Annotated in this window: 17 protein-coding genes; 8 read left to right on the forward strand and 9 right to left on the reverse strand. The window is 65.5% G+C overall.

Features of this window, described 5'->3' with window-relative positions; translation table 11 throughout:
- Positions 1-11: 11 nt before the first annotated feature.
- The 6 genes from AC1ROK_RS13550 (at position 12) to AC1ROK_RS13575 (ending at position 8188) form a co-directional block, all read left to right on the forward strand.
- Complete coding sequence (locus AC1ROK_RS13550; RefSeq protein WP_492847681.1) at positions 12-2111, forward strand: calcium-binding protein; 2100 nt, start codon at positions 12-14, stop codon at positions 2109-2111.
- 234 nt (positions 2112-2345) lie between these two features.
- Positions 2346-4064 (forward strand): type I secretion system permease/ATPase, encoded by a 1719-nt coding sequence (locus AC1ROK_RS13555; protein ID WP_492847683.1) that lies wholly within the window; start codon positions 2346-2348, stop codon positions 4062-4064.
- A complete protein-coding gene (locus AC1ROK_RS13560) occupies positions 4057-5355 on the forward strand; it encodes an HlyD family type I secretion periplasmic adaptor subunit (protein ID WP_492847684.1) in 1299 nt (432 codons plus the stop codon). The genes AC1ROK_RS13555 and AC1ROK_RS13560 overlap by 8 nt, the downstream gene beginning before the upstream one ends.
- Before the next feature lie 255 nt (positions 5356-5610).
- Positions 5611-6642, forward strand: a complete 1032-nt coding sequence (locus AC1ROK_RS13565; protein WP_492847686.1) for an aldo/keto reductase — start codon at positions 5611-5613, stop codon at positions 6640-6642.
- Entirely contained in the window at positions 6642-7253 is a 612-nt protein-coding gene (locus AC1ROK_RS13570) for an HAD-IA family hydrolase (protein WP_492847688.1), read from the forward strand. The genes AC1ROK_RS13565 and AC1ROK_RS13570 overlap by 1 nt, the downstream gene beginning before the upstream one ends.
- A gap of 296 nt (positions 7254-7549) precedes the next feature.
- Entirely contained in the window at positions 7550-8188 is a 639-nt protein-coding gene (locus tag AC1ROK_RS13575) for a hypothetical protein (RefSeq protein WP_492847690.1), read from the forward strand.
- Here the strand turns inward: AC1ROK_RS13575 and AC1ROK_RS13580 are convergent.
- From AC1ROK_RS13580 to flgB, 8 genes are all read right to left on the reverse strand, one after another.
- The gene (locus AC1ROK_RS13580) at positions 8161-9339 is read right to left on the reverse strand and encodes a class I SAM-dependent methyltransferase (RefSeq protein WP_492847692.1); all 1179 of its coding nucleotides are present in this window, start codon (positions 9337-9339) and stop codon (positions 8161-8163) included. The two genes, AC1ROK_RS13575 and AC1ROK_RS13580, sit on opposite strands and share 28 nt — an antisense overlap.
- Positions 9340-9381: 42 nt before the next feature.
- Positions 9382-11946: a cell cycle histidine kinase CckA gene (cckA, locus tag AC1ROK_RS13585; RefSeq protein ID WP_492847694.1), complete on the reverse strand. Its 2565-nt coding sequence runs from the start codon at positions 11944-11946 to the stop codon at positions 9382-9384.
- A gap of 379 nt (positions 11947-12325) precedes the next feature.
- Positions 12326-13408 carry a flagellar biosynthesis protein FlhB gene (gene flhB / locus AC1ROK_RS13590; RefSeq protein WP_492847696.1) on the reverse strand — a complete coding sequence of 361 codons (1083 nt, stop codon included), beginning with the start codon at positions 13406-13408 and terminating at the stop codon, positions 12326-12328.
- A 104-nt stretch (positions 13409-13512) separates the two neighbouring features.
- Positions 13513-14283, reverse strand: coding sequence for a flagellar biosynthetic protein FliR (fliR, locus tag AC1ROK_RS13595; protein ID WP_492847698.1), 771 nt, complete (start codon positions 14281-14283; stop codon positions 13513-13515).
- Positions 14284-14285: 2 nt separating this feature from the next.
- A complete protein-coding gene (fliQ, locus tag AC1ROK_RS13600) occupies positions 14286-14552 on the reverse strand; it encodes a flagellar biosynthesis protein FliQ (protein WP_055882293.1) in 267 nt (88 codons plus the stop codon).
- Between the two features lie 200 nt (positions 14553-14752).
- Positions 14753-15076, reverse strand: a complete 324-nt coding sequence (gene fliE, locus AC1ROK_RS13605) for a flagellar hook-basal body complex protein FliE (protein ID WP_492847700.1) — start codon at positions 15074-15076, stop codon at positions 14753-14755.
- Between the two features lie 83 nt (positions 15077-15159).
- Positions 15160-15573, reverse strand: coding sequence for a flagellar basal body rod protein FlgC (gene flgC / locus AC1ROK_RS13610; RefSeq protein ID WP_055882301.1), 414 nt, complete (start codon positions 15571-15573; stop codon positions 15160-15162).
- Positions 15574-15576: 3 nt separating this feature from the next.
- On the reverse strand, positions 15577-15975 hold the full coding sequence (flgB, locus tag AC1ROK_RS13615; protein ID WP_492847702.1) for a flagellar basal body rod protein FlgB: 399 nt from the start codon (positions 15973-15975) through the stop codon (positions 15577-15579).
- 190 nt (positions 15976-16165) lie between these two features.
- Between flgB and AC1ROK_RS13620 the strand changes: the two genes are divergently transcribed.
- Complete coding sequence (locus AC1ROK_RS13620) at positions 16166-16780, forward strand: hypothetical protein (RefSeq protein ID WP_492847704.1); 615 nt, start codon at positions 16166-16168, stop codon at positions 16778-16780.
- Positions 16731-17525: a flagellar type III secretion system pore protein FliP gene (gene fliP, locus AC1ROK_RS13625; RefSeq protein WP_492847705.1), complete on the forward strand. Its 795-nt coding sequence runs from the start codon at positions 16731-16733 to the stop codon at positions 17523-17525. The genes AC1ROK_RS13620 and fliP overlap by 50 nt, the downstream gene beginning before the upstream one ends.
- A 271-nt stretch (positions 17526-17796) precedes the next feature.
- Here fliP and AC1ROK_RS13630 read toward each other — a convergent pair whose 3' ends face one another.
- Positions 17797-21075 carry a hypothetical protein gene (locus tag AC1ROK_RS13630; RefSeq protein WP_492847707.1) on the reverse strand — a complete coding sequence of 1093 codons (3279 nt, stop codon included), beginning with the start codon at positions 21073-21075 and terminating at the stop codon, positions 17797-17799.
- Positions 21076-21230: the final 155 nt, after the last annotated feature.

Below are 21230 nucleotides of genomic sequence, written 5' to 3' on the forward strand. Positions count from 1 at the left end.
AGGTACTCCCAATGATCACCGTATCCGCCTCGACCTCTGCGGCCGAGCTGCAGGCCATTATCGACTCGGCCCCGGCGGGCGAAACCATCCTGATGGGCGCCGGCACGTTCGAGTTCAATGAGACCGTCGTCATCAACCGCGACGACATTACGGTGATGGGCACCGGCTCGGGCGCCACCACCATAGAGCTCACCGGCAATGCCCGCGCCGGCGGTGCCTTCCAGGTCGGCGGCGTCATCGATGTGCCAAGCTACTCGGGCGATTTCGCGCTGGATGAGCCGGCGGCAGAAGGCTCGATGTACCTGCACCTGGCCGATGCGTCGGGCCTCGCGGCAGGCGACCACCTGTGGATCGAGCTTGAGAACACCCCGGAATATCTCGACTCGATCGGCGATACCGAGTGGCGCGAGGATAAGCCGTTGCGCACTTCGATGGTCGAGGTGGCCTCGGTCAGCGGCAACACCGTGCGGCTGACCAATGGGCTGGCCTTCGATTTCTCCACCATCGCCTCGGTGCAGAAGATCGAGGTGGCCGAGAACGTCAAGCTCGGCGGCTTCAGCGTCCAATCCGGCCTCGCCGAACAGGATCCGGGCAGCTTCACCAATGTCTCGGAGGGGTTTGACCGCTCCAACGTCATTTCGCTCTCGGGCACCAGCCACGTAAAGCTGTTCGACATCGCCATCGATAACGCGCCGTCCAACGGCTTCACCTTCGCCCAGTCGATCTTCCTCGAGGCCTCGAACCTCTCGGTCGATGGCGCGGTGAACAAGGGCGATGGCGGCAACGGCTACGCCTTCCAGCTCAAGGCGCTCTACGACAGCCAACTGGTCGGGCTCGAGGCCTTCGATACCCGCCACGCCGTGCTGTTCGCCAGCTGGACCAGCGAAGCCAACAACACCATTCAGGTGCGCGAGACCAACCGCGATATCAACTTCCACGGCGGCGACGACCACGACAACATCGTCACCGTGCTGAGCTCGGAACGCACTGAACTCGAAGCCACCTATCTGTCGCCGACGCTGTTCGTGAACGACGAGGGCACCAGCTACGGCGCCCCCACCAACCCGCACGCCAACAGCGTCACCTTCGACGTCGTCAAGGGCACCAACAAGAGCGAGTTGCTGGTGGCCAACGACAGCGGCGTCGAGTTCTACGCCCGCGCCGGCGCCGATATCCTCGTCGGCGGCAACGGCAGCGACCGCCTCTATGCCGAGAAGGGCGACGACCTGCTGTTCGCCTCCAAAGGTAACGACGTCATCGATGGCGGGGTCGGCACCGACGTGCTGGCCTATGCTGGCGATCGTGACGACTACACCTTGACCCGCGACCTCTCGGGCCGCTTCGTCGTGCACAAGGCCGGCGGCGGCTACGACATCGTCGGCGGCGTCGAGGCCTTCCGCTTCGCCGACGGCACGGTAGCGGCGTCGACCCTCACCGACTTGCCGACCACCTATTTCGGCTCCGACGACGCCGATCGGATCGTCGTCGGCTCGGTGCACGACGTGGTGCTGTCGGGCGGCGGCTATGATCGCATCGTTGCCTCGACCAGCTACGTGCTGGGCGACGAGAACGAAGCGCTGGAGCTGACGGGCGATCGTGCCGTCAACGGCTTCGGCAACGCTTCGAATAACAGCTTCACCGGCAATGACGCCGACAACGAGCTGTTCGGCTTCGGCGGCGACGACCGCTTCTTCGCCCGCGGCGGCAATGACTATCTGTCGGGTGGCGACGGCAGCGACGACCTCTACGGCCAGGCCGGTAACGACCGGCTGTTCGGCGGCAGCGGCGACGACCTGCTGAACGGCGGCTCGGGCAGCGACACCTTTGTGTTCTCGGCCGGCCGCGACACCGTCGAGGACTTTTCGCTTCGCTCCGGCGACCGGCTCGACGCCGGGCTCACCGGTTTCGCCTCGCCGGAAGCGTTCCTCGCGGCGTTCCGCGAGGCGGCGGCAAGCGGTGGCGACACCTTCGATACGCTCGGCATCGATGTCGATGGCAGCGGCTATCACGTCGAGATCCGCGTTGCCGACGCCCATGGCGACCCGCTCGTCATGGGGCTCAACGGTGCGACGCTCGAATCCCTATTGGCATCGTCCGACTGGATCGTCTGACCTGCCTCTCAATTCGGCACGGGGGCACCCAAATACCTGTTGCTGAAATATGCGGCACCAACCCCGCATAACCTGAACCCCGGAACCCTGGTGTTCCGGGGTTTTTTCTTGTCGAGCGAACCGGCGCCATGCCTCTTGAGCATAGCTCCTATCTGGAGCAGCCGGTTCATGCAGTCAGCTGCGGAAACGAGACTCCGCCGCAGTCGCCCGATCGGGCAGCGACGGGGTAGTGACATGTCGAACGGCGCCCGGCGCGAAAGCGTCGTCCGCGCCCTGATGAGGCGCACCGGCTTCCCGCTGCTGGCGCTTGGCCTGCTGAGCCTCGCCACTAACCTGCTCGTGCTGACCGGCCCGCTATTCATGCTGCAGGTCTATGACCGGGTACTAGCCAGCCGCTCGGTGCCGACGCTGGTGGCGCTGTTCGCGCTGGTCGCCGGTACCTATGCCTTTCTCGCTTTGCTCGACCTCTTGCGCTCGCGCATGGCCTTCCGCTTCGCCGGAGCCTTGGAAGCCTCGATTGCGCCCGACGTGTTCCGCGCATCGCTCCGCACCGGGTTGCTGCCGCTCGGCCTGGCGCGGCCCGACGCGGTGCGCGATCTCGATTCCATCCGAAACTATGTCGGTGGACCGGGACCGCTGGCGCTGTTCGATCTGCCCTGGCTGCCGGTCTATCTGGGCGTCGTCTTCCTGTTCCACCCGGCGCTCGGCTGGCTGGCAACCGGCGGCGCACTGGTGGCGACGACACTGCTGGTGATCAACGAGCGGCTATCGAGCCGCCCCACCGCCGAAGCGGCTGCCGCCATGGCGCATCGCCAATCCCTGAGTGAGGATGCCCGCGCCAATGCCGAGCCGGTCTTCGCCATGGGCATGCTCGATGATGTGACTAGCCGCTGGCGTGCCCGCTCCGAAGCGCTGGCCGAGGTGCAGAACCGCGCCTCCGATGTCGGCGCGCTTTATTCATCGGTAACCAAATCGTTCCGCTTCCTGCTGCAGTCGGCAGTGCTGGCGCTGGGCGCCTACCTGGTGATCCGCGGAGAACTCTCGGCCGGGCTGATGATCGCCGCCTCGATCGTCACCTCGCGGGCGCTAGCGCCGGTCGAACAGGTCGTGGCACAATGGCGCGGGCTGTCGGCGGCCCGGCAGTCCCTGCGTCGCACCGAAGCGCTGCTGGCGGCGCAACCACCGGCGGGCAACCGGCTGAGCCTGCCCGATCCGCAATTCACCCTCGAGGTCCGGCACTTTGCCTGCGGGCCGGACGTGCAGAAACCGCCGCTGGTGGCCGGCATCAGCTTCACCCTGGCGGCCGGCGAAGCCATGGGCGTGCTCGGCCTATCCGGCTCGGGCAAGACCTCGCTGGCGCGCGGGCTCTGCGGCATCTGGCCGGTGCTGCAGGGCGAAGTGCGCCTCGATGGCTCCGAGCTCACGCATTTCGATCCGATGCAGCTCGGCCGCCGCATCGGCTACCTGCCGCAAAGCGTCGGCTTGTTCGACGGCACCGTCGCCGAGAACATCGCCCGGTTTCGTCCCGATGCCGACAGCGAAAGCGTCTTGAAGGCAGCCCGGCTGGCCGGCGTGCACGAGCTGATCACCGGCCTGTCCGATGGCTATGACACCCGTATCGGCTCCCGCGGCGCAGCACTTTCAGCCGGGCAACGACAGCGCATCGGGCTGGCGCGCGCGCTCTACGGCGATCCGTTCCTCCTCGTGCTCGACGAGCCGAACGCCAATCTCGATTTCGCCGGCGACAACGCGCTGACCACGGCGCTCACCGCCGCCAAGGCGCGCGGCGCCGTGGTAATCGTCATCGCCCACCGGCCCAGCGCCATCGCGGTATGCGACAAGCTGATCTATCTGGTGAACGGACGCCAGAGCGCCTTCGGCGCCAAGGAGGAGGTACTGCGGCAGGTCACGACCCCTGCCCCACGCATCGAAGGGGTGCGGGTCAATGGCTGATCCACTCCGGAGCCTCAGGCGCCATGCCATTGCCGGGCTCGGCGCCATGGCACTGTTCATTGGCCTCCTCGGCGGCTGGGCAGGCACGACCGAAATTGCCGGCGCTGTAGTGGCGCAGGGCACCGTCGTGCCGCTCGAAGGCAGCAAGCGCGTGCAGCACCCGGAAGGCGGCGTGGTCAGCGCCATCTTGGTGAAGGACGGCGATGCCGTCGAGGCCGGCCAGTTGCTGGTGCATCTCGACAGCACCACGGTATCCGCCAATCTCGCCGTCATCGTCTCGCAGCTGAGCGCCGCGTTCGCCCTCGAGGCCCGGCTCACTGCCGAGAGCATCGGTAACGATAGGCTGACGCTTCCCGCCAGTCTCGATGACTGGCCGGACCGCGCGACCCTCGACGGCCTGCTCGCCGCGCAGGAGCGGCTGCGCCAGAGCCGCGCCGACGCGCAGGCCGGCCTCGCCACCCAACTGGAGGAGCAGATCGGCCAGCTCGGCGAACAGATCGCCGGGCTCCAGTCACAGCAGGCGGCAGTGCGCCGGCAGACCGAAATCCTCGCCGGCGAGGTCGTCGATGCCGAGGCGCTGTTCCGCGATGGCCTGATGGAAGCCAGCCGGCTCAACGCTTCCAAACGCGAGCTGGCGCGGCTCGAGGGCGAGGCCGGCAACCTCACGGCCGAGATCGCCTCAGCCCGCACCGCCATTGCCGGCAGCCGGGCCAAGATCGCCGAGAATACCGCGACCTTCCGCGCCGGCGTGCTGGAAGACCTGCGCGATGTCGGGCTGCAGATCGCCGAGCTGCTGCAACAGAAGATCGCCGCCGAGGACCGGCTGGCAAGACTCGAAATCCGCGCTCCCCAGGCCGGCATCGTGCACGAGTCGATCGTCCGCACCATCGGCGGTGTGATCGCGGCCGGCGAGACACTGATGCAGGTCGTCCCGCATACCGACCGGCTGGCGCTCGAGGCACGCGTCTCGCCGCTCGATGTCGACAAGCTGACCGTCGGCCAGGCTGCTTCGGTGCGGCTCACCGGGCTCGATGCGCGAACCACGCCCGAACTGGCGGCATCAGTCGATTCCATCTCGCCCGACCTGTCGCGCGATCCGGCCACCGGCGTCGCCTATTTCTCGATCCGCATGAAGCTGAGCGAAGCCGAGCTCGCCCGCCTGCCCCACGGCCAGCACGTCACCGCCGGCATGCCGGCCGAGGCTTTTCTCCGCACGGCGGACCGCACCGTGCTGTCCTATCTGCTGGGGCCGCTGGCAGCGCAGCTCAGCCACGCGTTTCGGGAGGATTAGATCCACAAAGGATCGAAGGGGCCACGCCCACCCACCGGCATCATCCCCGCGCAGGCGGGGACCCAGTGCGATCTCTCGACCACCTCCTGGCGCTGCGGCATCCCACTGGGTTCCCGCCTGCGCGGAATGACGCCGGTGAATGTGGCGACGTTACCTCGCTGGTTGGGACTTGCCCTAAACCCTTTGGCTGGTTTACCCCGTGCAACTGACATGTCAGTGTCCGCCGCCGTTGGGCCCAGGGAGTTTGCAGCAGAGATGAGCGCCACCAGTTTCAAGCAGCGCCAGGTTGGCCGGACCAGCCTCGAATTGACCGAGCTCGGGCTCGGCGGCGCGACCCTCGCCGGCATCTTCACCGAGGTCCCCGACGAACAGGCCCGCGCTACCGTCGGCGCCGCCCTCGATGCGGGCATCCGCTACTTCGACACCGCCCCGCAATATGGCTATGGCCGCTCCGAGCACCTGATGGGCGACGGCCTGCGCTTCCGCACCGAGGGCGTCGCCGTCTCCACCAAGGTCGGCCGCCTGCTCCGGCCGGTGCAATCGGAAGCTGAGCGCGACTATCCGCATAACTGGATCAAGCCGCTGCCGTTCGAGCAGGTCTACGATTACAGCTACTGGGGCGTGATGCGCTCCTACGAGGCGAGCCTCGCCCGGCTCGGGCTGAGCAAGGTCGATATCCTCTATGTCCACGATATCGGCCTCGCCACCCACAGCGCCGAGCAGAACCCGATCTACTGGAAGCAGCTTGCCGAGGATGGCGGCTACAAGGCGCTGAAGGAACTGAAGGCCACCGGCAAGGTCTCGGCCATCGGTCTCGGCGTCAACGAGTGGGAAGTGCTGATGGATGCCTTCGCGCTCGGCGACTGGGACGTGTTCCTGCTCGCCGGCCGTTACACCCTGCTCGAACAGACTTCGCTCAGCCCGTTCCTCACCACCTGTCTCGAACGCGGCGCCTCGGTGGTCTGCGGCGGCCCGTTCAACGGCGGAGCTTTGATGGGCACCGGCACCTGGAACTACGCCAAGGCGCCCGAGCACATCATCAAGCGCGTCTCCGATCTCGAGGTACTGTGCAAGGAATTCGGCGTGCCGCTCGGCGCCGCCGCCCTGCAGTTCCCGCTGGCGCACAAGGCGATCTGCAACATCCTCCCCGGCCCCAAGTCGCCGGCCGAGCTCAACGGCATCCTCGACTGGTGGAACGTCAATATTCCCGACGCGTTGTGGGACGCCCTCGCCGACCGGAAGCTCGTTGAAGCCGGCACGCCGCTGCCGAACGGACGCACGGCCTGATGCCACGCAAGGTGCTGATGATGGACGTCGATGGCGTCCTCGTCAGCGGCCGCCCAACGGACGGCAGACACCTGTTCGCTGAACTGGAAGCGGACCTCGGCCTGTCGCCGGACCGGCTGCGGGAGACCTTCTTCACCCCATTCTGGGAAGCGATCGTCACCGGACGTGAAGGGCTGACCGAAAGGTTGGCGCCGGTACTGGCCGAAATCGCGCCCAGGGTCTCGGCCGAACGGTTGATTGCCTATTGGTTCGAGAACGACTCGCGCGTCGACCAGGCCGTGCTTTCGGCGGTGAAACGCTATCGAGAGCGTGGCGTGCCGGTATTCCTCGCCACCAACCAGGAGCACATGCGGGCCGACTATCTGATGCAGCAGGTCGGCCTCGGCGCCCATGTCGACGGCATTATCTATTCGGCGGCGCTGGGCCACCGGAAGCCGTCCGCGGAATTCTTCGACCGCGCCGCGGCCATTGCAGGTGCCACGCCCGAGGACATCGTGTTGGTCGACGATACGCTGGCCAATGTCGAAGCAGCGCGGCAAAGCGGTTGGAGCGCCGTGCACTGGACCGGTCACCGTCGGCTCGATGAGGCCCTGGGGCAGCACCTGGGCTGATGCTCGCCACAGCCGCCCCTCTCCCCTGAGGGGAGAGGGTAGTGTAGCTCGGACCGAAGGTCCGTAGCGGAACTAGGGTGAGGGGTTCAGCTTCTCAGCAAGCGCGATTTGCACCGCTTCACCCCTCAACCGGCGCTTCGCGCCACCTTCTTCCCTCAGGGAAGAAGGGGCAGGGCAGCTAGCTCCGGGGAGAGGTTGTCGCCAGCCCCTCGCCAGCTTAAGAGATCGGTATTGGGGGATTTAGCAAGACGGTGATGAGGTTTGCTCGTTTGCTGCCGACTTGGCGGCAGGGCTTCTTGACGCTGGCCGCTTTCGTTGTCGTTTCGGCAGCGGTCTGGTCGATAATGCTCGATGCCCGAGGGAAAGCGCAAGCAGCGCTCGTGCCGTCATGGTTCGAGTTGTGGGAGCGCTGCCGGGTCGCAATAGAAGACCGGCAGCCTCTCAACACCTTCGGCCTGGTTCCCAGTGTTGCCGAGAAGGACCCAACGAATACCGAGCGGCCGGATCGCACAATGGAGTGGCGGGCCATGAATGGTGGCCGCTTCGTTATCCGTGAGAGCGAAATGGATACAGGCAACGGTACCCTCCGCAGCTGCAACATCGCGCCACTCGACTGGAGGACGCCGCTGACTCGAGAAGAAGCGGCGCGCCTGACATACGCTTTCCTGGAGCAGCGAAGCGCCTTGCTGACCAAGGGCACTCACGAGGCGCGCGAGCCTGCCGCGCTGTTCGGAGTCACATCATCTGGGTTCGGGCCGCTCAAGCGGAACGCGGTCGGCTGTCTGGTGGTCTCGGTGATCTTCTCCGCTCCCGAGGATGCCTGGTTCAAGGCAGTTACCGCCGAGCAGGAGAGCAACTGCGACGGAGGACCGCCTCTGCTCCCCGACGATCCGGCCTCATCAGGTGCTCAAAGCCCGACCGCATCCTCGAGATAGTGCCGGCGGATGCCGAAGAACTCCTTGGCTTCCGCCAGCTTCTTCAGTTGCGAGGCATCCTTGCCGCGCTTGGTCTTGGTTGCGACGATCAGCACGTTCTTGGGCGTATGCACGTCCGAAATGAACTCGAACACCTTGGTCGAATAGCCGAAATGCTCGAGGATCATGGCCCGCATCGCGTCGGTGACCATCTCGGCCTGCCGCTCGACGAAGATGCCGTGCTTCATCAGGAAATCCAGCGCGTTGCCATGGTTCGAGGTCTCGATCTCGCGGCGGATCTGCTTGTGGCAGCAGGGCGCCACGACGATCAGCTCGGAGCCGGCGGCAATCCCCTTGGCAATGGCGTCGTCGGTAGCGGTGTCGCAGGCGTGGAGCGCGATCAGCACGTCGGCACCGGCGGAGTCGAAATTCTCGATCGTCCCCTGCTCGAAGCTCAGGTTGCCGATACCCGTGGCGCGGGCAGTGTCGTTGCAGAAGCTCACGAGATCGTCGCGGAATTCGACGCCGACCACCTCGGCGGAACGCCCAAGCGTCTGCTTCAGATAGTCGGCCACGGCAAAGGTGAGATAGCCCTTGCCGGCGCCCATATCGACGACCCGGTTCAGCTTGCCCTCGGGGATCGCCTTCAGCAGCGGCCCGAGGATTTCGACATAGCGGTTGATCTGCCGGAACTTGTCACCGGCCGCCTTCAGCACCTGCCCATCGGCGCCGGTGACGCCGAGCTCGGTGAGCCAAGCTTTGCCGGCCGCCGGGATCGGGCGGGCCTTGGTGCGATCGTGCGACAGCGAGGCTGGCGCCTTGCTGGTCGGCTCGCTCTGCTTCAGCCGCGGCGCCTTGCCCTGGCTGTCGAACTGCAGATCGAACCGGCCGGTGAACAGAAAGGCCTGCCGAAAATCCTTCTCCATCAGCCGCCTGAGCTGGCCGATCGCCCCTGCTGGAGGATGGTTCTGCACCAGGTCGCGGGTCTGGTGGTGAAAGGTGAAGCTGAGCTTCAACTGCTCGCGGATGGTCGCGGGTTTGACGTCGACGCTCTTCAGCGTCTCGTCGGCGCCGAACGGCAGGCGCAACGCCAGGCGCACGAAGCTGCCATCGGCGACGGCGCTGTCGAGCGCGGCGAGGAACTGGTCGATCTTGGGAAGGCTGGTATCCATTCGAGCCATATAGGCCCGATGCGGCCGAAACGCTACCGCCTGCTACTCCGAGCCCTGTTCGATCTTGCCCAGCACATCCTTCACCTTGGAGTTGATCTGGTCGAGCGAATAGGGCTTGGGCAGGAAATCGACGCTCTGGTTGTCGGCAATGTCCTGCCGGACGTTCTCTTCAGCATAGCCGGAAACGAAGATCACCTTTAGATCGGGCATGTGCTCGCGCACCTTGGTCAGGAGCGTCGGGCCGTCCATCTCGGGCATCACCACGTCCGAGATCATCAGGTCGATCTTGTAGTCGAGCTCCTCAAGCACATCGAGCGCCTCGTGGCCGCTATCGGCCTCGAACACCTCGTAGCCGGTGGTGCGCAACGCCCGAGCGGAGAACGCCCGCACGCTGTCCTCGTCCTCGACCAGCAGGATGCGCTCGTGCCCGGTGAGATCCTTGACCGGCGCAGCAACCTGCTTGACCGGCGTTTCGCCCTCGACCGGCACGTAGCGCGGCAGGAAGATGCGGAAGGTGGTGCCCTGCCCGACCACGGAGTCGGTGTAGATGTAACCGGCCGACTGCTTGACGATGCCGTAGACGGTCGAAAGGCCGAGGCCGGTGCCCTTGCCGAGTTCCTTCGTCGAAAAGAACGGCTCGAAGATCTTCTCGAGGATTTCCGGCGGCATGCCGGTGCCGGTGTCCTCGACCTCGATCAGCACGTAATCGGCCGGCGGCATGCCGCGATAGGTATAGCCCTGCGACTCCTGCTCGGTGACGTTGCGGGTCCTCAGCGTAATGGTGCCGCCATTCGGCATGGCGTCGCGCGCGTTGACGACGAGGTTCACCACCACCTGTTCGAGCTGCACCAGGTCGGCCTTCACCGGCCACACGGCGGCCGAATGCTCAACGCCGAGGGTGATCTGCTCGCCGATCAGCCGCTTCAGCAGCACCGTGAGATCATCGAGATGCCCCGGCACCTCCAGTACCTGTGGCCTGAGCGTCTGCCGGCGCGAGAAGGCCAGCAGCTGCCGGGTGAGGCCGGCCGCGCGGTTGGCGCTGTTCTTGATCGACATCAGGTCGGCAAAGCTCGGGTCGCCCGGCTTGTGCTTGAGCAGCAGCAGGTCGGCAAAGCCGATAATGGCGGTCAGCACGTTGTTGAAGTCATGCGCCACGCCGCCGGCCAGTTGGCCTACGGCCTGCATCTTCTGGCCCTGGGCGAACTGCGCCTCCAGTTTGCGCTGTTCGCTCATATCGAGCGCATAGACGTTGATCCGCTCCGCCGCGCCCTCGGCTTCCTCGGAGCTGGAGACATAGAGGCGCACTGCATGGTCGCTGCCGCGGGTCAGCGTCGCGTCCACCGGCTCGATCTCCGAGCGGCTGGCCAGCGCCGCGTCGATCGCCTTGGCGAAAGCCTCGCGGTTGCCCTCGGCGATCAGGTCAGCCATCGGCTGCATGTCGATCGACTGCTCGCCGCCGGCCCAGTCGAAGATCCGGCTGAACGGCGCGTTGGTGCGGATGATACGGCCCGCTTTGTCGAGCGTGGCGATGGCGAATGGCGTGTCGTTGAAGAAACGCGAGAAGCGGACTTCCGAGGCGCGCAGCGCCTCTTCCTTGTCGGCGCCCTGCCGGCGATCGAGCACCAGGGTGCGGGTCTCGCCGAGCTCGCCATCGGCGAGGCGGGCGGCGCGATGCATCAGGCGCACCGGGAAGCTGGTGCCGTTGCGGCGGACGAGGTCGATATCGATGATCTCGGTGCGGATCTCGCCGTCCGAGCGGCCGCGCATCAACAGGCTCGCGCCGTCGCCGCGCACGATATCGCTGAGCCGGATGGCGGTGGATTCGAACTCGGCGAGATCGTAGCCGAGCCAGTCCGCGAGGGTCGAGTTGAGGTACTGCACCCTGCCCTGCGCATCGGCGGAAAAGAAACCCGCTGGCGCGTGGTCGAGATAGTCGATGGCGCGCTGCAGCTCGAGGAAGGCGTTGTCCTGCCGCTCGCGGTCGCGGGTGATGTCCTCGACCGTCCACAGCACCAGGGGCTTGCCGCCTTCGTCGATGGTGGGCAACGCACGCACGCCGACCCGATACCAGAACGGCTTGGTCGAACCGCCCACCGAACCGCCGAGCCCGCCGATGATGCGGATATCCTCGATCGCCGGCCGCCCGTCGCGCGCCGCGCGCGCCAGCCGATACACCGCTTCGGAGGCCTCGGGCTCGCCGGCGAACAGCCGCGGCACCGAGACCGGCACCCCGTCGGTCACCCCGCCGGGGAACTCGCCGTAATGCGCGTTGACGTAGCTGATCTTGCCTTCACGGTCGGTGACCAGCGCCCCGAACGGCAGGCTGTCGACCACGGCGCGGCTCAGCGTCTGGGTGTCCTCGCTGGCCGAAAAGCGGAACAGTCCCGCCGCCACGGCGAACAGGCAGAACACACCGACCACGGCGAGCAGCCCGAGGAACACCAGGATCAGGTCGGCCGGGATGCGATCGCCCAGCGTCGCCAGCAGCACGGCGCCCGCAATGAAGAAGGCCGCCAGCGCCACCACCCGCCAGAGCCCGGCGCTGCTGCGCCCACGGTTCAGCAGCGGGTTGGGATAGTTATCCTCGTCGAGCGGCAGAGGTGCCATGCGCTGGGGGTGCCCCGGGGAAAAGTCACGCCGAATCGGCCTTCTCAAGGTCTAGCAAAGGCATAAGTCGGTTGGGTAGCCGCAATGGCGTTATCCCCGTCGCGTGGGGCGGATTTGTGAGGGGGTTTAGGAACCACCGTGCCCTCCAAAATCCCCTCTCTTGCGATTTCTAAGGCTTAGCCAAGAAGCTAAGCCCAAGAAATCGCTTTCTCCCCCGCAAGGGGGGAGATGATCGGTGGTCTCTACTTGCGCCGGAGCATCAGTCGGGACTCTCCCCCTTGGTGGGGGAGAAAGCGAAAACTTGGGCTTAGCGCAGCTAAGTCCTTAGTTTTCGCCAGAGAGGGGGTTTTGGGAGGCGTTGCACCCGCCAACGCTCCCCCTACCCCGCCGTCCACCCGCGCTTCTGCTTCAACCGCATCACGAAGCCGATGACTTCGGCCACGGCCTTGAAGTGCTCGGTCGGGATGGTCTGGTCGATATCGACGCTGGCATAGAGCGCCCGCGCCAGCGGCGGGTTCTCGACGATCGGCACGTTGTTCGCTTTGGCGAGCTCGCGGATCCGGAACGCGATGGCGTCGGCGCCCTTGGCGACGCATTGCGGCGCCGCCATGTCGCGATCGTATTTCAGCGCCACGGCGAAGTGGGTCGGGTTGGTGATCACCACCGTCGCCTCGGGCACCGCCGCCATCATGCGCCTGCGGCTGCGCTCCATGCGCACCTGCCGGATGCGGCCTTTGACCTTGGGGTCGCCTTCCTGCTGCTTGTACTCGTCGCGGGTTTCCTGGACCGTCATCTTCAGCCGGTTCCACCAGCGGCTGCGCTGGTAGACGTAATCGGCGATGGCGACGATGGTGACTACCGCCAGCACAGCCCCGAAGATGTTGAGGCTCAAATCCATGAACTCGGCAGCGATCATCGCCGGCTCGAGCTGGATCATCATCTCGAGGCTGTCGATCTTGGGCGCCAGCACGAACCACAGCACCGCCGAGACCACGGCCAGCTTGATCAGCCCCTTGACGAAGTTGACCAGCGCCTCGGTCGAGAACAACCGCTTGGCCCCCTCGATCGGGTTGATCTTGGAGAATTTCGGCTTGATCGGGTCGAGCGACAGCAGCGGCCGGTGCTGCACGAGGTTCGCGGCAATGCCGAACGCAGCCAGGACGATCGACGGCAGGATCGCCACCATCAGGATCGAGCCCGCGAGGTTGCTCCAGAAGGCAGTCAACGCCTGGCTGCCGACCTCGAACTTCTCCGCATTGCCTAGCAGCACCTTGAGCTGTTCGACGAGGCTGGCGCTGGTCGGTCCGGCCATCATGGCGAACACCAGCGCCGAGCCCGACAGGATGAACCAGGTGTTGACCTCCTGGCTCTTGACCACGTCGCCCTTCTCATGGGCGTCGCGCAGCTTCTTTTCCGAAGGGTCTTCGGTTTTTGATGACTGTTCCGGGGCCTCGTCGCTCATTTACAGCATGTCTCCCGAAAGTGGACACCGGTTTCGGGACAAAGACATGCGCAAAAACAAGGGGCTAAGGCGCACGGAGCGACTCCTGGAGATCGCGACGCGCATTAGCGAACGCCGCGCAGCATGGCGAGCACGCCCTCGAAATGCATCAGGTAGAGGCCCATCATCATGGCCAGCAGCAGCGCCATCAGGATCAGCCCGACGCCGACCGTCGCCGGCATGGCGATGAAGAACACCTGCAATTGCGGCATCAGCCGGCTGAGAATGCCCATGCCCAGGTTGAACACCAGTCCGAACACGATGAACGGCGCCGACATCTGCACGCCGATGACGAAGGCGCCGGCAACGGTATCCACCACCGTCTGCGCCGCGTCGCCGAACATCAGCGGTTCCTTGGGCGTGAAGATCATGTAGCTGTCATGGATTGCCGACAGCGCCACGTGGTGGAGATCTGTCGCAAAGATCAGCGTGATGCCGAGAAAGCTCAGGAACGCGCCGATCAGCGCGCCCTGCACGCCGCCATTGGTCGGGTCGGTCGCCTGCGCCACCGAGAGGCCGGATGATGAGGCGATGATCGCGCCGGCGGCCTGCGTGCCGGAAACCGCCAGCCGGGCGATGGCGCCCAGGATCAGCCCGACGATCACCTCGTGCAACACCACCACCACCATCTCGGGCAGGTTGGTCGGCAGCGCCGGCAGTTGCGGCGAGACGATCGGATAAAGCACCGCCGCGAAGACCAGCGCGAAACTCAGCCGCATCCGCGCCGGGATGGCGGTTTCGCCCAGCGCCGGGATCAGCATCAGCATGGCGCCGACGCGGGCAAAGATCAGCACATAGAAATAGGCGGTCTCGGGCAGCCAGTTGAGCGAGATCATGGTCAGCCGCCGGACATGATCATGTCGGCGAGCTTGGTCATGTAGCCGCCCAGGATGGCACCCATGAACGGCAGCGACAGCAGCATGGTAACGAAGATCGCGAGGATCTTCGGCACGAACACCAGCGTCATTTCCTGGATCTGCGTCAGCGCCTGGAACAGCGCGATGACCACGCCGACCACCAGCCCGACGATCATCATCGGCGCCGCAACGAGGATCATCACCCAGATGCCCTCACGGGCAAGATCGAGAACCGCGGCGCCGGTCATGCTGTGGCGTTCCCGAAGGCCGCTGGTCCGCCGGCACCCACCTCCCACTCGGTGTCATCCCCTCGAAAGCGGGGATCCATTCCGCCGCTTGCGCCGGCGGAGACATGGGTGCCAGCTTTCGCTGGGATGACATCGATGGGTGGGTGAGAGTGGTTCATGAGCGGCCCTGCCTGCTGCACGATATCGCGAGTCGCGAACCGTCAGATCGGCATCCGCATGATTTCCTCATAGGCCGAGATCACCCGGTCGCGGACCGTCACCATGGTGTCCATGGCAAGCTCGGTCTGGCTGATGGCAGTTACCACGTCGACCATGTCGCCGCGTCCGTTGACCATGTCCATCGCCTTGGTGTCGGCCACCTTGCCGCTGTCGACCACCCCCTGCACGGCCTGGCCGAGCATTTTGGCAAAATCCTGCCCGCCGCCGAGATCGGCGACCTGGTTGAGCTGCGGCTTCTGCGCCTGCCCCAGGAGCTTGGCGGCATTCGAATAGGCCGCCGTGGCGGCGTTGATTGGAAGGGCCATGATCAGTTCCGGCTGGAGCGGGATCGGGAAAGCTTGCGAGACTTTTCCGGTTCGATCCCGCGACGATTAAGGGGACCGGCGCGTCAGCCGCGCAGGATGTCGAGGGTGGATCCCAGCATCTGCCGGGTGACGGTGACGACGTTGAGGTTGGCCTCGTAACTGCGCTGCGCCTCGCGCATATCCATCGTCTCGATCAGCGAGTTGACGTTGGGGTACCGGACATAGCCCGTGGCGTCGGCGGCCGGGTGGCCGGGCTCGAAGCGCGAGGTGAAGTCGGACTGGTCGTAGGCGATGCGCCCGATCTCCACCTTGGTGGCGCCCAGTTCGTTGTCCATCACCGCCTTGAAGGTCGGGATCTTGCGCCGGTACGGATCCTCCCCCGGCGTCTTGCCGGCGGAGTCCGCGTTGGCGAGGTTCTCGGCGATCACCCGCATGCGGGCCGACTGGGCATGCAGGCCCGTCGCCGCGATCTTCAAGGACGAAAGAAAGTCGTTCATCGCTTATGCCTGTTTGCCGAGGGCGGTTTTGATCAGCTTGACCGAGCGGGTGTAGAGCGTCGTGATCGCCTGGTAGTCCATCTGGTTGCCGGCAACCTTCATCATCTCGTCCTCGAGCGTGACGCCGTTGCCCTCCGGGGTGATCTCGAAGCTGTTCATCGTGCGCGCCCCGAACCCATCGGCATCGGTGCCGGAAATCGCGATGTGCCCCGGCTGCGTCGTCACCGTCGCGATCTTGGCCGTCGACAGGCTCTTCATGTGCTCCTCGAAGCCGTAAGCCTTGAGGTCACGACCGCGGTAGCCGGGCGTATCGGCATTGGCGACATTTTCCGCGAGCAAGGTCTGGCGCGTCTGGTGCCAGCGCATCTTCTCGCCGATGGCGTCGAGCAGTCCTAATTTCATGGTGCGGCGGGTCCAGAATCCCCTGAGGAACTGGGCAAATCCTGCCTAGCAAGCGTTAACGAGACATTAACCACGCGGCTCCGCACGCCGAGTTGTCTCGCATTTTGCATAATCTGGGCGCATTACTCGGCAATAAGTTCCACTGATTTGCGTTCGGATGGCCACCCCGAGCGTCAGGGAGTGCGCGGCGATGCAGTTCATCACGAGTTTGCTGGGCGAGTCGGCCGGAACCATCGTCACCTCGGTGCTCGCATTGGGCATCGTCCTGGTGCTGATCGTCCTCGGCCTGTGGGCGCTGAAACTGCTGACCCGTGGCAGCACGGTCGTCGGCCGCGGCCGCAACCGGCGGCTCAGCGTCATCGACCATATGCAGGTCGACGCCAAGCGCCAGCTGCTGATCGTTCGGCGCGACAATGTCGAACACCTGATCCTCACCGGCGGCCCGCAGGACGTGATCGTCGAGACCGGCATTCCGGTGGAACGCCCGCCGATGCCGACGCGCCGCAGCGTCGAACAGGACGTGCCGCCGCCCGCCAACCCGACGCTCAGCACGTCCGAGATCGAGCGGCTGCGCGAGTTCGTTCGGCCCGGCGCGCGCAAATCCACCTCGCTCCGTCACACCGGCCTGTTGCGCCCGGTGAGCACCATGGAGCCCGCCATTATCCCGATGCCGGCGATGACTGGGGATAACTCCGGCCGTGGCAAAGCCGACTCAGCTACAACGCCCGCAGGCAAGGACAACGGGCGGGCTGCGCTTGGCGCTCAACGCAATCTCGGGGACGAACCCAAGGCGGACACCCGCTAACCCGCCTGCCCTCCGGCGGGTCCTTACACTACTGGCCTTTCTGGCCGCGCTGATCCTGCCGGGCCTCGCCTTTGGCCAGGACATTTCTATCGACTTCGGCAACGACGCGACGATTACCGAACGGGCGGTCCAGCTCGTCGGCCTGATCACCCTGCTGTCGTTGGCGCCATCGATCCTCGTCATGGTGACGAGCTTCACCCGCATCGTCGTGGTGCTGTCGCTGCTGCGCACCGCCATTGGCCTCCAGACCGCGCCGCCCAACTCGGTGATGGTCAGCCTCGCGCTGTTCCTCACCCTCTTCGTCATGGGCCCAACCCTGCAGCAAAGCTACGACAACGGCATCGCGCCGCTGGTTGCCGGCCAGATCCAGGTCGAGGAAGCGTTCACCCGGGCCTCGGCGCCGGTGCATGACTTCATGGCGGCCAATGTCCGGCCCGCCGACCTGCAGCTGTTCTTCGACATGTCGTCGACCCCGGCCCCCGCCGATCGCACGGCGATCCCGCTGCAGGTGCTGATCCCGGCCTTCATGATCTCGGAACTCAGACGCGCCTTCGAAATCGGCTTCCTGCTGTTCCTGCCCTTCGTCATCATCGACATGGTGGTGGCGTCGGTGCTGATGTCGATGGGCATGATGATGCTGCCACCGGTGGTGATCTCGCTGCCGTTCAAGCTGATCTTCTTCGTCTTGGTCGACGGCTGGCACTTGGTCGCCGGTTCGCTGATCAGGAGTTTTGTGAGTACCTAGGCGGCGACAACGCCCCAGATGCTGGCCTGGTCACCAGCCCCTCCCCAAACACGGTGTCACCCCGGCGCAGGCCGGGGCCCATCCTGAGATGCGGTGGTGAACTGAGATGGATAAGCAGCCTGCCGGACCAGCAACAAGAAGCCTGAATGAGGTGTCGGGGCGCGAGTGATCTACCGAAAGCCCTCAGAATGGGCCCCGGCCTGCGCCGGGGTGACACTGTGGGTGGGTGACCTTAGAGCCTAAAGTGACCGGGAAAACCCGCACGTCGTCGTTACGCCGCCCCCGGCACCGACTTGTCCGGCACCATCTCGGCGCTGCCATAGAGTTCGCGATAGGACGCGAGGAACGCATCGAGCGAGTCGGCGCTGGCGACTTCGCGCGCCACCTTGCGGAACTCCACCGATTGCGGGGCGATGTCGCGGGTCACGTATTCGAACAGCGGCCATTCAGCCGAGTTCGCCATCTGCTCGGAGAATTTCGAGCGGATGCGCGATAGCCCGAGCTCATCGCCTGCCAGCACGAACCCGACCGCCGCCTTGACCACGCTCATGCGGGCCGGTTGCGACAGCTTGCCTTCAGTCGGCGGGTTCAGGATTTCGAGCAGCTCCGACGCCATGGCGTAGTTCTTCGACTTCCAGTAGCCGTCGACCCTGAGAATGTCGGCATCCTTGCCGGTCAGCTTGGAGATCAGGTCGAGCGCCAGTTCCTGCCGGCCGGCATCGATCAGCGCCCGCGACTCGAGGATGCGCCGCTGCCGCTCGAGCTGCGGCGGCAAATCAGCCAGCCGGGTACGGTTGAGCGCCCGCAGCGCCCCCTCGGGGTTGCGGTCGGCGATGCGGATCAGCGCCAGGTCGGCTGCCACCTGCGACTGCGCCACGCCCGTGAGCCGGCTGTCGATCTGGTATTCGAGCAGGTCGGCCGCCTGGGTCAGGAGGTCGACCTTCACCAGCCGGCGCGCCAGGTTGCGGATCATCTCGTCGCCGCGCGTTCCCGGCGGAGTGAGCTGGCGGAAATCGTAGTAGAGGGCCAGCGCATCGAGGTCGCTCAGGTTATCGGCCGCGCCGTTGAGGTAAAGATCCTCGAAGGTCTGCTGCGCCTCGCCCAGCAGCGCATCCGTGGATTCGCTCTCGGGGAAGCTGGCGGCAGCCTGTTTCACCGCATCGAACCCGTCGCGATAGTCGTGATTGGCGAAATAGAGCTCGGCCAGCAGCTTCTGCATATCGGCTTCGAGCGCGGTGCCGCGCCACATCAGCGACTCGGCCGACAGCGTTTCAGTGGCCTTGGCGAGGTCGACCTTGCCCGCCTTTCTCAGCAGCAGCAGCGTGCGATACACCGCCTCGGCCCGGGTCGGGCGGAAGTCATAGGCGATCACCTGCCCATAGGTGTCGACCGCATCCTGGTCGTGTCCCTCGAGTTCGGCGACCCGCCCCTGCATCAGCTGGAAGAAGCTGGTCTGTTCCGGATCGAGCTTGGGGAAATCCACCTCGCCGAGCAGCCGCAATGCCATCTGGGCATCGTTGGTTTCGACCGCCGCGCGCAGCGCCGCAAACAGGAACCTGGTCTGGATCCAGATCGGATACGTCCCGACGATCCCCTCGGCGGCGATTGCATCGAGCCGCGCGCCGCGGAAATCGCCGCTGTCGGTACGGGCGATGGTCCGCCACATCAGCGCGTCGCTTTCCTCGGGGAAGGTCCCGCCGTTGAGCGTCATCAGCGCATCGCGCCAGCGCCCGGCCAGCGTATCGGCAATGGCGCGAACCAGCCGGGTCTTCTTGCGCAGGTCCTCGCCCTTCAGCTCCTCGTCGAGGATGCCGAGCACACCGATCGCCTCATAGGAAAGGTCGTTGGCGACATAGAGCTGCGCCAGGTCGAGCCGCGCCACGTCGCGCAACTGCCCCTCCGCCGCTGCCGCCCGCGCCATCGTCTCTTCCTTGCGCGCCGTGAACGTCGCGGGGTTATCCTCGCGCCACACGCCCAGATCGAGATAGCTCTGGCGAAACTCCGGCGAGTTGCCGGCATCGAGTTTTCGCGACGTTTCGAGCGTCGAAAGCGTCAGGCCGTTCGTCGTGGAAATGACTGCGACCTTGTTCTCCACCTCGACATCGAGGCTGTCGTTGCGCGGCTTGATCACGAGGCCATGGGCTGAGCGGAGCGCATCGAAATCGACGAACTGCAGGCTCCGAGTCAGGCCGCGCGCCGGCGGCATCACCGTCACCACCCTGAGGCTGTCGCCAACCACCGGGTCGCGCAGCACATGCACCTTGCCCGGCCGCTCGATATCGGCGGTCATCTCGAACCGGCCGTCCTCGTCGCGCTCGCGGTCCAGCGTCATTGGCTCGGTGGCGCTGAGCAGCGCATCGCCGAGCGACAGCACCCAGGCCCTGCCCTCCGACCCCAGTGTCGCCAGCCTGTCGGCCGACAGGTCCATGCGAAGCACCTTGGTCTCTCCGGCTGCCACCATCTCGAAATTGCTGGCGATGCTGGCCAGCGCATCGGACGGCGGCGGAGCCACCACCGACTGCGGCGTGTCGAACACCATCCAGACGGTATCGCCACGCCGGAACACCGCCGCCGGCGTATCGGCATCGAACGGGAAGGCGATGCGCACGGTCTTGCCGACCGTGGTCACGGTTGGCGTCACCACGCCCCGTGTCGTTGGGTAGAGCTCGGAGGTGTCATCATGCCCGGTTTCGAGCCCAAGACGGGCAGCGCGGCGCTGCTCCTGCTCGGCTGCGGCGACCTCGAGGTCGAGCCGTGCCTGCTTGGCCTTTTCCTCGGCTACCAGCGCGGCCTTCAGGCCCTCTTCCGGCGCAATATCGACATCGACCACGAACTGCCGCGGCGACAGCTCGTAAAAGCGCGGCACCACGCCTTCGGCTACGGTGAAATCGACCGCCGATCCGGCTGGGCTGACGGCGTTGCTGGCGCTCTTGAACTCGGGCGGCAGATCCGCCTTCAGCGCATAGAGATCGATCGGCACTGGCCAGTCGAAGGCCAGCGTTCCCTTGCTCCCCTTCAGCGCGAACTTGGCCTTGGCGTCCACATTCCAGTCGAACTGGATGCGCAGAAACGTCGGGTTGCGGCCGACCCGCACCGTGGCCACCGGCTGCAGGACCTTTGCCTCTTCTTCCTTGCGCTTCTGCTCGGCGATCTTCGCCAGCTTCTCGGAGCGATCGGCGAGCGCCTTCACCACCTCGGCGGGAAGTGCCGGCGGCAGGCCGACCCAACTGGTCGGCAGCAAGTCGATATAGAGTTTCTCGCCCGCATCCATGCGGTTGATATTGAAGGTGGTGCGGAGCCCGATGCGGATGCCGCGCTGGTCCGGATCGACGCGCGCAATGGTGGCGTAGTCCGGCATGGCGAGTGAGATATCGGGGAGCAGGATCGAGATCGGCTGCTCGAACTCAATGGCGAGCACGCCGTTCTCGTACTTCACCTTGTATTTGGGGAGATTCATCCGCTCGGGAAAGGCAATGATCAGCCGTCCGAACCCGTTCTCGGGCGTGGCAAATATCTGCGCTTTTTCCTGTGCCGAAGCGAGGCTGGGCATGACGCTGCAGGCGAAGAGCAACGCCAAAGCAACCAAGCGCCACGGGAACGCGAACGTCCCTCGCCGATATGCGACCCGCGATGTCATGCCGGCTTCTGCCCGCCCTACACTCTTCTGGTGCGGCGAGCATAGGCAGACGGGCTTAACGGGGGCCT

Source organism: Devosia sp. GW821-FHT12F11 (assembly GCF_058806655.1).